Genomic DNA, 13,266 nt, shown 5'->3' on the forward strand with positions numbered 1-13,266 from the left:
GATCCGGGACCGTGAAAAGGCCGATTTTCCGAGCGAGGCATGCGCCCGAGGGCGCGCGCGGCTCAAGGAATGGGCAACTTCAGGATATGCGTATCGGGATCGGCTTCGAAGCCGGTTATGGCGAATTCCCGTGCCTCCATGAAGCCATCCGCATGAAAGCGCACGTGCGTGGGCACCCAGGAAAAATCCGCCAGCGCCGCGACGTCCGCGCCGCTGATCAGCAGGCACCCGGGCGCGGTCCCGTCGTCGCGTGATGGCGGAATGTCGCTGGGCGACTGCCATGATACGGAGACGCAGGGCACGTCGGCGTGACGTTCCGGCTGGCCCGGGTTTGTGCGGGAAATGAAGGTGATTGCGCGGGTATTCCACTTTTCCATTGCCGTATCCATGCGGGACGCCCGACACGCGGGCAACGCAGCGCAGGCGGCAATCGGCGTACCCGCCGGGGTTCAGGGGGGGGCGCGGGACGGGCTCCGCTGACTGGCGCGACGCGGCTGGCCGCCATCACGCCGATGTTGCCCTTCGATAAATAAATCGCTTGCAATTGAATAGTGTGCGATTTAATATTCTTTCCAGGCGCAAATCACACGCGAGGAAGCGCCGACGATTCCACAGCAAGACCCCTGATAACGACCTCGAGCATTACCCCAAACCCAGGGCGCGCGGCCATCCGGCTCGGCCCAACCACCCGCAAGGAGTTCGCCATGTCCATCGAAAAAGTCCTGTACCGTGCCCAAGCCACCGCCAACGGGGGCCGCGACGGCCGCGCCCGCTCGTCCGACGGCGTGCTCGACATCCAGCTCAGCACCCCGCGCGAACTGGGCGGCGCCGGCGGTCCCGGTACCAATCCCGAACAGCTCTTCGCGGCTGGCTATTCCGCCTGCTTCCTGGGCGCGCTGAAATTCGTGGCGGGCAAGGAAAAAGTGACCCTGCCAGCTGAAACCAGCATCACCGGCTCCGTCGGTATCGGCGCCATCCCCACCGGCTTCGGTATCGAAGTGGAATTGAAGATCTCCATCCCGGGGCTGGATCCCGCGCAGGCCCGCCAACTGGTCGACAAGGCCCACATCGTTTGCCCGTACTCGAACGCGACGCGCGGCAACATCGACGTGACCCTGACCATCGTTTAAGCGTCCCGGCCGTGCCGGCCGCCTGCGCGGCGGCCGGACTGGCATATGGATCGCGCACGATTTAATATGTCCGCCATGTCACATTCTGCGTCTCCGCGGGGCGATGCCGCCTTGCTGCTGGAAAACCAGCTTTGCTTCGCGCTGTACTCCACCAGCCTGGCCATGAGCAAGGTTTACCGCAAACTGCTGTCCCAGCTGGACCTCACCTATCCCCAGTATCTGGTGATGCTGGTGCTGTGGGAGCAGGATGGATTGACTGTCTCGGCAATAGGCGAAAGGCTGTTCCTGGACAGCGCGACGCTGACCCCCTTGCTGAAACGGCTGGAGGCCGCCGGCCTGGTCCAACGCGTCCGCGCCGAGCGTGACGAACGCCAGGTCATCGTGTCGCTGACCGAGCAGGGACGGCAACTGAAGGCCAAGGCTCGCGCCGTGCCCCCCGGGGTGGCGAGCGCCGCGCGTTGCAGCGCCGCCGAGGCGGGGGCGATGATCAAGCGGCTGGATACCCTGCGCGCTGCATTGCAGGAAGCCACATGCCCATAGCCAAGCAGAATACCCAGGCCAACCTGGCTTATCAGGAGCTGAAAAAGCGCATCCTGATGGGTTTTTTCGGCGCCAGCGACCGCCTGCGCGAAATCGAGGTGGCCGAGCTGTTGAACATGGGCCGCACGCCCGTGCGCGAAGCGCTCAAACGCTTGGAAGACGAAGGCCTGCTGACCCACGAGCCGCGCCGCGGATTGGTGGTGACGTCGCTGGACCAGCAATCGGTCACCGAGCTGTATGCCATGCGCGAACTGCTGGAAGGCGGCGCCGCCCGCTTCGCGGCCAAACACGCGAGCGAAGCGGAAATCGACAACATGGCGCACATCCTGGAAGAAGGCCGGCAGGGCGGCGACCCCGTCGAGGCGAACCTGGCGTTCCATCAATCCATCTACGGCGCCGCGCACAACAAGTTCCTGATCCGCGCATTGCGGTCATTGACGGATTCCACCTATCTGCTGGGGCGCAGCACGCTCGAAATGGCGGGACGCCCCGATGCCGCGCACGGCGAGCATCGCGCCATCTACGAAGCCATCCGAGACGGCGATCCGGCGCGTGCCGAGGTGGCCGCGCGCGAACATATCCGCAATGCCTTGCTCGAGCGGCTGAAAATATTGCGGGCGAAGCAGGCGCCCGGCGACTGAGCACCTCGCCGGCCGCACCTGGCCCTATCAGGCGTACAGCGCTGGCGGATTTTCCCGCAGGATGCGCTGGAAATCCGCGTCGCTGACCGAATCCCGCAACAAGCCCAGCAGATCGCCGTAGGGCATGGGCTCGCCGTGCGCCGGATCGAAAAACCAGGTGTGCGGCCAGTCCGACGCCCAGACGATCCGTTCCGGATAACGGCGCGCGAGTTCGCGCAACAGCTCGCCGAAATGCTCGGCCCACGTCGCCACGGGATAGCCGTAGCGGTAGAAGCCCGACGCCTTCACCCACACGCGGCCCGTATCCAGCAGCCGGAAGACCGCTTCGCGTATCGCCGCGTATTCCGGACCGCTCGCCGCGCCGCCCAGGTGGTCCACGACTACGTCCGGGCCGCCCTCATGGCGGATCGCTTCGTACACCGCGGCCAGGCTTTCCGGCGCGACGAAGAATTGCGCATGCCACCCGGCCGCGCGCAGCCGCGGCGCCAGCCGCGCATAGCCGGCGATGCCGTTGCCGCTGCCGGAAACGGCGTTGAAGCGCACGCCGCGCGCGCCGCGATCCCGCAGCGCCAGCAGTTCGGTTTCGGTCGTTTCGTCCGGCAGGACGAGTACGCCGCGTGCCCGGTTTTGGGATTCATCCAGCGTATCCAGCAGCAGGCTGTTGTCCATCCCGTACACGCTGGGCTGGATCAGGACGAAGCGTTCGATGCCGTGCGGCGCGCCGACGGCGGACATGTCCCGCCAGGACCGCACGGGCGGCGTGTAGTGCGACCCGGGCATCAACGGGCGACGCGTCGCGTCGTCGAAAACGTGGGTGTGGCAATCCCAGGCGGGCAGGGTGGCGGGAGACATGCGGCTAGGCTCCTTGCGACGGTGATCTTGGCGTTGGCGGGGGATCGCCGATCCGGAATCGACGACGGTGGAATCCCCGGTGCGGAAATCGGAAGCCGGGCGTTGGTGGCCCGGCCCTGGCGGCCGTCAGTCCAGGCGCACGCCGGTTTCCTTGATGATTTCCTGATAGCGCCCGCGTTCGGCCGCCAGGAACTGGGTGAACTGCTCGACGCTGTTCTGCTTGACCACCGCGCCTTCGGCCTCCAGCCGCTCCTTGGTCTGCGGGTCCGTGATGATGGCGTTGACCTCGGTATTCAGCTTCTGGATCACATCCGCCGGCGTGCCCTTGGGCGCGAACAGGCCGCCCCACAGGCTGAACGAAAAGCCTGGCAATCCCGACTCCGCCACGGTGGGCACCTTGGGTAGCGCCGGCGAGCGTTCCAGCGTGGATACGGCGATGGGCTTCAGCGTGCCGCTCTTGAAGTGCGGCAGCACGCCCGGCGCGCCCGAGAAGAACATGTCGACGTGGTTCCCCAGCAGGTCGCTCAGGGCCGCGCCACCGCCTTTGTAGGGCACGTGGGTCAGCTTGGCGCCGGTCTTGAAGGCCAGCGCCGCGGCCGCCAGGTGGCCCGGCGTGCCGGTGCCCGACGACGCGTAGTTGTAGCCTTGCGAGCGTTGCTTGCTCTGGGCCACCATTTCCTGCACGGTGTTGAAAGGCGCCGACGGATGGGCCGACAGCACCAGGGGGGAGTCGCCGACCAGCACCACGGGCAGCAGGTTTTCCGGCTTGTAGTTCAGCGTCGTCGACAGCAGCGGCGTGACGATGATCTCGCCGGTCTGCCCCAGCAGCAGGACACTGCCGTCGGCCGGCGCGTCCGACACGTAGCGCGCGCCGATCGCGCCGCTGGCGCCGGGCCGGTTCTCCACGATGAAGGTCTGGCCCAGGCGGCTGGTCAGTTTTTCCGCGATCAGGCGGGCGAACACGTCGCCGGATCCGCCGGGGGCGTACGGCACGATGATGCGTACGGTCTTGTCCGGATAGGCTGCCTGCGCGCCGGCATGCAGCCCGAAGGCAGCGGCGGCGCAAACGGTGGCGGCCAGCAGGCGGCGCCTGGTGGTGGGTAATAGCTTCATCGAGTGTCTCCTGCAGTGGCCGCGCGCGGCCGGCGAATGGTGAAATCTTTGGTTGGACTAGTCAGGCCGGCGGCACACCGCCAAGCCGACGTTCTAACGTGGTCTGGTTTTTATATATTTTTGCATACATAAATATGTAGAACAAACAGGGGCCGGCCCGGTGCAGCCCGGGCGCAACGCGGCGCGTCACCCCTGCGTGGGGAAATGCGTTAGCGGTATCATTTCCTGTTGGCGCTGGCCTGGCGGGCGCGCATCTGCGCCCGGACCCGCCCGCGGAGAGGGGAGCGCGTCATGACGGCCCGAATAAACATAGGAGAGAGATTGTGAGCAGCCCTACCACCGCCATTACCGGCGAGATCCTGATCGGCCAGCGCGCCGTCGACAACGGCCAGCGCACGCTGAACGCGGTGAACCCGGCGACGGGCGAGACCCTGTCGCCCAGTTTCGCGCAGGCGGGCGCCGCCGAGGTCGACGAGGCCTGTGCCCTGGCCTGGGAAGCCTTCGACGCCTATCGCGAAACCTCACTGGAAGACCGCGCCCGCTTTCTGGAAGCCATCGGCGACCAGATCATGAAGCTGGGCCAGCCGCTGGTCGATCGCGCGGTCGCTGAAACCGCCCTGCCGGCGGCCCGCATCGAAGGCGAGCGCGCGCGCACGGTGGGGCAGTTGCGCCTGTTCGCGCAAGTCGTCCGGGCGGGCGAATTCCTGGACGTGCGCGTGGATCCCGCCATGCCGGATCGCCAGCCGCTGCCGCGTCCGGATCTGCGCCTGCGCAATATCGCGCTGGGTCCGGTCGCCGTATTCGGCGCCAGCAATTTCCCCCTGGCATTCTCCGTGGCGGGCGGCGATACGGCTGCCGCGCTGGCGGCGGGTTGCCCGGTGGTGGTGAAGGGCCATCCCGCCCATCCCGGCACTGGCGAACTCGTGGGCCGCGCCATCCAGGCAGCCGCGCGCGAATGCGGCATGCCGGACGGCGTTTTTTCGTTGCTGCTGGGCGGCATCGAAACAGGCGCGTCGCTGGTGCGCGATGAGCGCATCAAAGCAGTGGGCTTCACCGGCTCGCGCGCCGGCGGCCTGGCGCTGGTCGATGCGGCGTCCAAGCGCCGCGAGCCGATTCCGGTCTTCGCCGAAATGAGCAGCATCAATCCGGTTTTCCTGTTCCCCGCCGCCCTGGCGGCCCGTGCGGAAGACCTGGGCAAGGCCTTTGTCGCATCGCTGACGATGGGCTCCGGCCAGTTCTGCACCAATCCCGGCATCGTCGTCGCGCTGGAAAGTCCGGACCTGGATCGTTTCCTGAAGGCGGCCGACGCTGCCTTGTCCGCGCATGTGCCCTCCGCAATGCTGACGCCGGGTATCCACGGCGCCTACGAGAAAGGCGTCAAGGCCCTGGAAAGCGCCGAAGGCGTGAAGGTGTGCGGGCGGGGCGGTGCCGGCGAAGGTCCGAATCGCGGGCGCGCGGCGCTGTTTTCCACCAGCATCAGCAATTTTCTCGAACAGGAATCGCTGCAGCAGGAGGTGTTCGGTTCGTCCAGCATGGTGGTGCGTTGCAAGTCGGTGGACGACATGCGCGACATCGCCGAACACATCGAAGGCCAGTTGACGGTGACGCTGCATCTGGACGAAGCGGACTATGAGCTGGCGCGAGGCCTGGTGCCGGTGCTGGAGCGCAAGGCGGGCCGCATACTGGCCAACGGCTGGCCCACGGGTGTGGAAGTGGCGCATGCCATGGTGCACGGCGGGCCTTTCCCGGCGACGTCGGACAGCCGCTTTACATCGGTGGGCACGCTGGCGATCCGGCGTTTCCTGCGCCCGGTCAGCTACCAGGCGCTGCCGGCGCAACTGTTGCCGGAAGCCTTGCGCCCGGAAAACCTGAAGCGCGTTCCGCGCCTGGAGGACGGCAAGCGCCTGCTGCCGTAATCGTGCCTGGCGTCACGGCCCGCCCGTCAGGAGCGGGCCTGGCCGGCAGCCACGCCGGCCCATGCCAGCCACGCCTATCTAATGCGCGGCGTTGCCGCGCGGGTCGACCTGGTCCGGCCAGTCTCCCATCATCGGCGCGTGTATCGTCACACCCGGCTGCGCGGCCTTCACCGGGCCGTCCGTCCCCGCTGGGGCTTGCACGACAGGATGCACGGGGGGCGCCGTTCCGGGCCGTGCCCCGCGCAGCCGCGTGGTCAGTCCCGTATCCGGTCGCGCGACGGGCCTGCTCGGTACCGCCGTCGCTCGTGCGCCGTTCTGCGTTTCAGGCGCGTTGGCTGGCTGTACGGCGGCATCCCCCGCGGTCGAACTGCCTGGCGCCCGTGCTGTCTGTGCGCGCAGCCGCCTGATCTGCTCGTCCAGGGGCTGCAGCCGCGCGCCGGTGGCGTAGACGAAGCGATCCATGGTCACGCGCCCGTCGACGTGTCCGGTATAGCCCAGATAGATGCCCAGCGTGGATTGATGGTCCAGGTTGCGGTATTCGATGGTGCCGAAGGGCGTGGGCACTTGCAGCCGTGGAAAGGCCGCCGCCACGGCTTCGCGGTCCGGCGATCCCGCGCGCTTCAATGCTTCGCTGATGGAGCGCAGGGCCGAGTAGCCCAATACCGCCGCCATGCCGGGCGCGGCGCCGAAACGATCGCGATAGGCCTGCGCGAATGCCTGGCCTTCCGGTGTATCGATCGCGTCGCGAGGATAGCCCGTGATGATCCAGCCGTCGGGGATGGCGGCGCCCAGCGTCTCGTCCAGCAGGTCCAGGTTTTCAGGGTCGCCCATGAACGGCGCAACCACCCCCATGCCGTCGAACAGATGCGCCGCCGTGCCCGCGCGCACCAGCGCGGCAAGTTGTTCGCCCGTCAGCAGGTTGAAGATCGCCTCCGGTCTGGCCGCGCTCAATGCGGCGACAGCGGCCATCGCGTCGAATTTACCTGTTGCCGGCACCACGATCTCATCGACGAACTCGGTCTTCGACTGGAAGGTCCTTATCAGGCCCTTGAAGGCGTCCGCCGTGGCCCGGTCGGATTCGGTGTCCTGGTAGACCAGGGCCCAGCGCAGCCTGCGCAGGCCCAATGCTTTCGGTGCGACGGCGGCGGCCTGCATCCATGCGCCCGGCCGCAGGCGGAAGGTATAGCGGTTGCCGTCTTGCCAGGTCAGGCGCTGGCTAAGCGGCGCGACGGCCAGGTAGGGCACCTTCGCCGTATCGGCATAACGGGAAAGCGCCAGGCCGACTTCCGACGAATAGCCGCCGAACAGCGCCACGACGCCGTCCTTGTCGACCAGCGCCTGGGCCGCCTGCACGGCGTCGTCGGGATTGCCGCGGTCATCGCGCGACCGGACTTCCAGCTTGCGTCCCAGTACGCCGCCGTCGGCATTGACCTGTTCCAGCGCGAGCGTCCAGCCCCGGCGGTAGTCTTCCGAAAACCCGGGCAGCGCCTTGTACGTATTGATTTCGCCGATGCGCAGGGCCGGGGGCGGCGGGGCGGGACGTGCCGGCTTGGCGGCCGGCGCTGCGTCGGCCGGCCGTGCCGCGATCGGCATCGCGATCGTGATCGCTATCGCGCATGCCAGCAACAGCCGGCACAGGATCGCCCGCGCGGATGCGGCTGCATCGGATCCGGTGGCCGGTGGCCTGCGCCATGGCGCGCCGGACCAACGAAAAAAAGCCGACATCGCTGTCGGCTTCTTCGCGTGGAAACCCGGTGTCGTTCGCATGTTCGCTGATCGTCGCGAGAGCGGCGGGGCGGTAGGCGCGAGCGTCCCGGAGGCTCGATTACTTGAGCTTGGTTTCCTTGTAGTCCACGTGCTTGCGCGCGACCGGATCAAATTTCTTGATCAGCATCTTTTCCGGCATCGTGCGCTTGTTCTTGGTGGTGGTGTAGAAATGTCCCGTGCCGGCGGTCGACTCGAGCTTGATCTTTTCGCGGTTGCCTTTGGCTGCCATGTCGTACTCCTGGGTAGTCTGGGGGCGGGGATGGCTTAGATCGATTCGCCGCGGGCGCGCAGTTCGGCGAGAACGGCGTCGATGCCCTTCTTATCGATCGTGCGCAGCGCCTTGGTGCTGACGCGCAGCGTGATCCAGCGGTTTTCGCTTTCGACGAAGAAACGACGCGACTGCAGATTGGGCAGGAAGCGGCGCTTGGTCTTGTTGTTGGCGTGGGAAACGTTGTTGCCCACCATCGGGCGCTTGCCCGTCACTTGGCATACGCGTGCCATAAATGCACCTCAGTAAATTCAATGCTTGCCGCGTATGGCTGGAGACGGGAGCTTAGCCGCCGGTGCCCTTTGTGTAGCCTGTGCAGGGTTGCCGGCCATCCCGTATTTCAAGGATGTCGGGCCATTGGATACAGCAGAGACTGCAAAGCTGCAAGACCGGCCCGAGTGCTTGTGCCCGCCGCCCCTGTCCGTCGCGGTATCGGCATTATTGCCAGGCTATCTGCCAAGCATGCGCCATATACCGCTGCTACGCGTCCGCGGGGTGGAAGTGCCGGCTACAAAGCATAGTAGCGACACGGGTAAATTCGTAAGCCAGCGATTCTACTACGAAAAAGCGCCGGGCATCAAGCCCCCGTGCCAGAGGGCGTGGCGAGGGCCGGCCCCGTGCGGGCGACACGTCCGGCCAGCCAGGATAGGCAGGCGCATGCGGCCAGGACGCCGGTCAGCGGCAGGGGCGTGTCATCCTGCCACAGGCTCACGCACAGGCCGGCCAGGGCGCCGCAGGACAGCTGCAGGGTACCCAGCAGCGCCGACGCCGCGCCCAGCCGCTTGCCCTGTTCGGCCAGCGCCAGCGCCGCGGAATTCGGATTCACGAAGCCCTGGCTGGTCATGTAGCCGATCAGGCAGACCATCAGCAGCGGCAGCGTCATCCAGCCAGCCAGGGTCAGGCCCGCGCCCGCCAGGCTGGCCAGGGCCAGCGTTACCAGGGCGCGGCGCTGCAGGGTCTGCGGCGTCAGCCGCCGCAGCAGGCGCGCGCTGATTTGCGCTCCGCCGATCAGGCCGATGGCGTTCAGGCCGAACAGCAGGCCGTAGTGCTGCGGATCGACGCTGTACAGTTCGATGAAGACGCGCGGCGAGCCGATGATGTAGGCGAACATGCCGGCCTGTCCTAGCCCGCCCGCCAGGCTGTGCGCCATGAACTTGCGATGCGCCAGCAGTTGGCCATAATTGCGCGCGATGGTGCGCCAGTGCAACCGCACCACCCGCTCGGGCGGCAGCGACTCCTTCATGTTGAACAGCATGGCTACCATCAGCGCGACGCCCGCGGTCAGCATCAGCCCGAAGATGCCACGCCAGCCCGTCAGCAGCAGCAACTGCCCGCCCACCAGCGGCGCCAGGATGGGCGCCAGGCCCATGATCAGCATCAGTAGCGACAGCGCTCGCGCCGCCTCCTGCGTTTCGTAATGGTCGCGGATCACCGCGCGTGGAATCACGACGCCGGCCGCGCCGCCCAGCGCCTGCACCGCGCGCCACGCCGTCAGGCTTTCTATGTCGACGGCCAGCGCGCAGCCCAGGGAAGCGATGATGTACAGCGAAAGGCCCACGAGCAGCGGCGGCTTGCGTCCATACCGGTCCGCCAGCGGCCCATAGAAAATCTGTGCCGCCGACAGGCCGACCAGGTATGCCGCCATGGTGCGTTCCACGTCGCCCTGGCCGACATTCAATCCCGCCGCGATGGCGGGAAAAGCGGGCAGGTAAAGGTCGATGGAGAACGGTCCGATGGCCGTCAGCGCGCCCATCAGGAGCAACCATCCGGGCAGGCCGCGCGAGGGCGGGGAAGAGGACATTTATTTACGTTCGCCTGAATGGCGGAGGTGTGGAAGGGCTATTCGTCCCGAAAATGTAACATGTGGAGTTGCGGTTCAAATCGGAAACAAATTCCGATAAAGTCCGCAGGTTATTTCTTGCGAGGTTGACTGTCGTGAATCCTGTGTTGTCTGCGGTGGGTCGCAAACTGGAATCCGTTTCGATCCCGGTTCAACTGGAAATGCCGGACGGCACCAAAGTCGGTGCGTCGAACCCCAAGGTCAGGTTCGTCGCGCACAGCAAGACGGCGCTGGCGCACTTGGCGGCGGGCGAAGTCGGCATCCTGGCCCAGGACTACGTGGAAGGCCTGGTGGACATACAGGGCAATATGCACGACGTGATGCGGGCGGCCGCCGAATTGCTGCCGAATTCGCCGGTGCAAGCCGAGCGCACGACCTGGCTGCAGGCCCTGATGCGCCGCATGGTGTCGGTGCAGCGCCATTCCATCGAACGCGATGCCAAGCAGATCGAGTTCCATTACGACCTTTCCGAAGATTTCTACGCGCTGTGGCAGGATCCGCGCCGCGTTTATTCCTGCGCCTACTACCGCACGCCGGACATGACGCTGGCGCAGGCGCAGGAAGCCAAGCTGGACCATATCTGCCGCAAGCTGCGCCTGCAGGCGGGCGAGCGTTACCTGGACGTGGGCGCCGGTTGGGGCGGCCTGCTGCTGTGGGCAGCCGAAAACTACGGCGTCGACGCCACGGGTATTACCCTGTCGCGGAACCAGCATGCGCACGTGAATCGGCTGATCCAGGAAAAAGGCCTGCAGGGCCGCGTGCGCATGGAACTCCTGGATTACCGCAAGCTCGACGAGAGCAAGCCCTACGACAAGGTCTCTTCCGTGGGCATGTTCGAGCACGTCGGCCGCGCGCAGTTGCCCGAATACTTCGCCAAGCTGCGCCGCCTGGTACGGCCCGGCGGCCTGATCATGAATCACGGCATCACCGCCGGTGGCGTCCATAACGCCCAGTTGGGCAGCGGCATGGGCGACTTCATCGAAAAGTACATTTTCCCCGGCGGCGAGCTGACCCACATCAGCAATGTGCTGGCGGCAATGGCCGAGGGCGGACTGGAAGCGACGGACGTCGAGAATCTGCGTCCGCACTATGCGCGCACCCTGTGGGCATGGAGCGACAGCCTGGAGGCGCAGCTGGACGCCGCCAGCCGCATCCTGACCGGCGAGCAGGGCGCGAAGTCGCTGCGCGCCTATCGCCTGTACCTGGCGGGCTGCGCCATGGCGTTCGAGCATGGCTGGATTGCCCTGCATCAGGTATTGGGCCAAAGATTGGCTACCGGTCGTGCCGATGAGCTCGATCATCCGGCCGATCTGGCCTATCCCTGGCGCCGCGATTACATGTACGCGGGTACTCCGGCCTGAACGCATCGCGCGCCCGACCCGAGCCGTAGCGTCTGCGCGCCTGGCCGGCTCGCCGGCTGGCCTCCGCGCTAACCGCCGCGCACAACCGTATTACCATAGCGTAGTGCGTCCGTCGCGCCGCCCTTGCGGCCCGCGCCATCACGGAGCGCCGCCCACGGGCGGCGTTTTTCTTCCAGTTTTTCTTCCATATCGACATCGCGGAATCCCATGCCCATTCTCCATGTCCATATCCTGTCCGGCTGGTCGGCCGACCGGAAGTCGTCGCTTCTGGAATCGGCCACGCAGGCGGTCGTCGACAGCCTGGGCGCGCCGCTGCGCAGCGTACGCATCATGCTGCACGAGATCGCGCCCGAGCACATCATCGTCGGCGGCCAGGTCGGCAAGCAGTCGGTGGTGTATCACGTGCACCTGATCAACGGCCGCACGGAAGACCAGAAGAGCGCGCTGTACCAGGCCTTGAACCGCGCCGCGTGCGAATCGCTGGGCGTGTCGGGAGACGACGTGCGCGTGCTGATGGACGACATACCGAATACCGATATGGGCATGGCCAACGGCGTCAGCGCCAAGGCGGCGGGCCGCTAGGGCGTCGCAGTACGGGTACCGCGGCTGCGCATGCGGCGTTGCCGGAGACCAGCGTTTACAGGAGAGCCATCATGAAAGAAGTCATCATTGCCGCCGGCGCGCGTACCGCGGTGGGCACCTTCGGCGGCGCGCTCAAGGATGTGCCGCCCATCGACCTGGCCAGCACGGCGATCCGCGAGGCGCTGGCGCGAGCGGGCGTCGATGGCGCCGAAGTAGGCCACGTCGCCGTGGGCCACGTCATCAATACCGAACCGCGCGATATGTACCTGTCGCGCGTGGCCGCCCTGAACGCGGGCATCGCCAAGGAAACGCCTGCCTTCAACGTCAACCGCCTGTGCGGCTCCGGCCTGCAGGCCATCGTGTCCGCCGCGCAGTCGGTGATGCTGGGCGATACCGATATCGCCGTCGGCGCGGGCGCGGAAAACATGAGCCGCGGTCCGTATATCGCGCCAGCGCAGCGCTGGGGCTCGCGCATGGGCGACGCCACGATGCTCGACATGATGGTGGGCGCGCTGACGGATCCCTTCCAGCGCATCCACATGGGCGTCACCGCCGAGAACGTCGCCGCCAAGTACGAGATCAGCCGCGCCGACCAGGATGCGCTTGCGGTCGAGTCGCACCGCCGCGCGGCCGCCGCCATCGACGCCGGCTACTTCAAGGAGCAGATCGTTCCGGTGGTCATCAAGACCCGCAAGGGCGATGTGACCTTCGAGGTCGACGAACACGTGCGGCGCGACGTCGCCGTCGATACGATGGGCAAGCTCAAGCCGGTGTTCCAGAAGGAAAACGGCACGGTCACCGCCGGCAATGCAAGCGGCATCAACGATGGCGCGGCGGCCGTGGTCCTGATGAGCGCAGACGTCGCCGGCAAGCGTGGCGTGCAGCCGCTGGCCCGGCTGGTGGCGTATGGCCATGCGGGCGTGGACCCTGCCTACATGGGCATCGGTCCCGTGCCGGCGTCGCAGGCCGCGCTGAAGCGCGCCGGCCTGACGGTCGATCAACTGGACGTCATCGAATCGAACGAAGCCTTCGCCGCGCAGGCCTGCGCCGTGACGCGTCAACTGGGCCTGGATCCGGCCAAGGTGAACCCCAACGGCAGCGGTATCGCGCTGGGGCATCCCATCGGCGCGACCGGGGCCATCATCACCATCAAGGCCCTGTACGAACTGCAACGCGTGCGGGGCCGCTATGCGCTGGTCACCATGTGCATCGGCGGCGGGCAGGGCATCGCCGCGATTTTCGAGCGTATCTGAAGG

The 13,266-nt window shown here is 66.6% G+C and carries 15 protein-coding genes; 7 read left to right on the forward strand and 8 right to left on the reverse strand.

Annotated features, from left to right (window positions below; all coding sequences use genetic code 11):
* Positions 1–62: 62 nt before the first annotated feature.
* Positions 63–377, reverse strand: a complete 315-nt coding sequence (locus CAL12_RS08740) for a hypothetical protein (RefSeq protein WP_086064134.1) — start codon at positions 375–377, stop codon at positions 63–65.
* A 327-nt stretch (positions 378–704) separates the two neighbouring features.
* On the opposite strand from CAL12_RS08740, the gene CAL12_RS08745 reads away from it, so the two are divergent.
* From CAL12_RS08745 to CAL12_RS08755, 3 genes are all read left to right on the forward strand, one after another.
* A complete protein-coding gene (locus CAL12_RS08745; RefSeq protein WP_086064135.1) occupies positions 705–1,130 on the forward strand; it encodes an organic hydroperoxide resistance protein in 426 nt (141 codons plus the stop codon).
* Positions 1,131–1,205: 75 nt separating this feature from the next.
* Complete coding sequence (locus CAL12_RS08750; RefSeq protein WP_198298408.1) at positions 1,206–1,670, forward strand: MarR family winged helix-turn-helix transcriptional regulator; 465 nt, start codon at positions 1,206–1,208, stop codon at positions 1,668–1,670.
* Positions 1,661–2,311 carry a GntR family transcriptional regulator gene (locus tag CAL12_RS08755; RefSeq protein WP_086064137.1) on the forward strand — a complete coding sequence of 217 codons (651 nt, stop codon included), beginning with the start codon at positions 1,661–1,663 and terminating at the stop codon, positions 2,309–2,311. The genes CAL12_RS08750 and CAL12_RS08755 overlap by 10 nt, the downstream gene beginning before the upstream one ends.
* A 27-nt stretch (positions 2,312–2,338) precedes the next feature.
* Here the strand turns inward: CAL12_RS08755 and CAL12_RS08760 are convergent, their stop codons facing one another.
* Together CAL12_RS08760 and CAL12_RS08765 are read right to left on the reverse strand one after the other, a co-directional pair.
* Positions 2,339–3,163 carry an amidohydrolase family protein gene (locus tag CAL12_RS08760; protein ID WP_086064138.1) on the reverse strand — a complete coding sequence of 275 codons (825 nt, stop codon included), beginning with the start codon at positions 3,161–3,163 and terminating at the stop codon, positions 2,339–2,341.
* 126 nt (positions 3,164–3,289) lie between these two features.
* Positions 3,290–4,276, reverse strand: coding sequence for a Bug family tripartite tricarboxylate transporter substrate binding protein (locus CAL12_RS08765; protein WP_086064139.1), 987 nt, complete (start codon positions 4,274–4,276; stop codon positions 3,290–3,292).
* 323 nt (positions 4,277–4,599) lie between these two features.
* Between CAL12_RS08765 and CAL12_RS08770 the strand changes: the two genes are divergently transcribed.
* Positions 4,600–6,192 carry an aldehyde dehydrogenase (NADP(+)) gene (locus CAL12_RS08770; RefSeq protein WP_232464746.1) on the forward strand — a complete coding sequence of 531 codons (1,593 nt, stop codon included), beginning with the start codon at positions 4,600–4,602 and terminating at the stop codon, positions 6,190–6,192.
* A 78-nt stretch (positions 6,193–6,270) separates the two neighbouring features.
* Here CAL12_RS08770 and CAL12_RS08775 read toward each other — a convergent pair whose 3' ends face one another.
* The 4 genes from CAL12_RS08775 to CAL12_RS08790 all read right to left on the reverse strand — a co-directional run bounded on the left by CAL12_RS08775 (position 6,271) and on the right by CAL12_RS08790 (position 9,980).
* A complete protein-coding gene (locus tag CAL12_RS08775) occupies positions 6,271–7,785 on the reverse strand; it encodes an ABC transporter substrate-binding protein (RefSeq protein ID WP_232464747.1) in 1,515 nt (504 codons plus the stop codon).
* 232 nt (positions 7,786–8,017) lie between these two features.
* Complete coding sequence (gene rpmG / locus CAL12_RS08780) at positions 8,018–8,188, reverse strand: 50S ribosomal protein L33 (protein WP_066346920.1); 171 nt, start codon at positions 8,186–8,188, stop codon at positions 8,018–8,020.
* 35 nt (positions 8,189–8,223) lie between these two features.
* Entirely contained in the window at positions 8,224–8,460 is a 237-nt protein-coding gene (gene rpmB, locus CAL12_RS08785; RefSeq protein ID WP_086064140.1) for a 50S ribosomal protein L28, read from the reverse strand.
* Positions 8,461–8,804: 344 nt separating this feature from the next.
* Positions 8,805–9,980 (reverse strand): multidrug effflux MFS transporter, encoded by a 1,176-nt coding sequence (locus tag CAL12_RS08790; protein ID WP_086067762.1) that lies wholly within the window; start codon positions 9,978–9,980, stop codon positions 8,805–8,807.
* A gap of 182 nt (positions 9,981–10,162) precedes the next feature.
* Here CAL12_RS08790 and CAL12_RS08795 point away from each other — a divergent pair, with 182 nt between their 5' ends.
* Positions 10,163–11,428, forward strand: coding sequence for a class I SAM-dependent methyltransferase (locus CAL12_RS08795; protein ID WP_086064141.1), 1,266 nt, complete (start codon positions 10,163–10,165; stop codon positions 11,426–11,428).
* Positions 11,429–11,496: 68 nt separating this feature from the next.
* On the opposite strand, the gene CAL12_RS28030 is transcribed toward CAL12_RS08795, so the two are convergent.
* Complete coding sequence (locus CAL12_RS28030) at positions 11,497–11,637, reverse strand: hypothetical protein (protein WP_157792924.1); 141 nt, start codon at positions 11,635–11,637, stop codon at positions 11,497–11,499.
* Between CAL12_RS28030 and CAL12_RS08800 the strand changes: the two genes are divergently transcribed.
* Positions 11,636–12,010, forward strand: coding sequence for a tautomerase family protein (locus CAL12_RS08800; RefSeq protein WP_086064142.1), 375 nt, complete (start codon positions 11,636–11,638; stop codon positions 12,008–12,010). The two genes, CAL12_RS28030 and CAL12_RS08800, sit on opposite strands and share 2 nt — an antisense overlap.
* A 71-nt stretch (positions 12,011–12,081) precedes the next feature.
* Entirely contained in the window at positions 12,082–13,263 is a 1,182-nt protein-coding gene (locus CAL12_RS08805; protein WP_086064143.1) for an acetyl-CoA C-acyltransferase family protein, read from the forward strand.
* Positions 13,264–13,266: the final 3 nt, after the last annotated feature.

It is taken from the genome of Bordetella genomosp. 8 (assembly GCF_002119685.1).
Taxonomy (GTDB): Bacteria; Pseudomonadota; Gammaproteobacteria; order Burkholderiales; family Burkholderiaceae_B; genus Bordetella_C.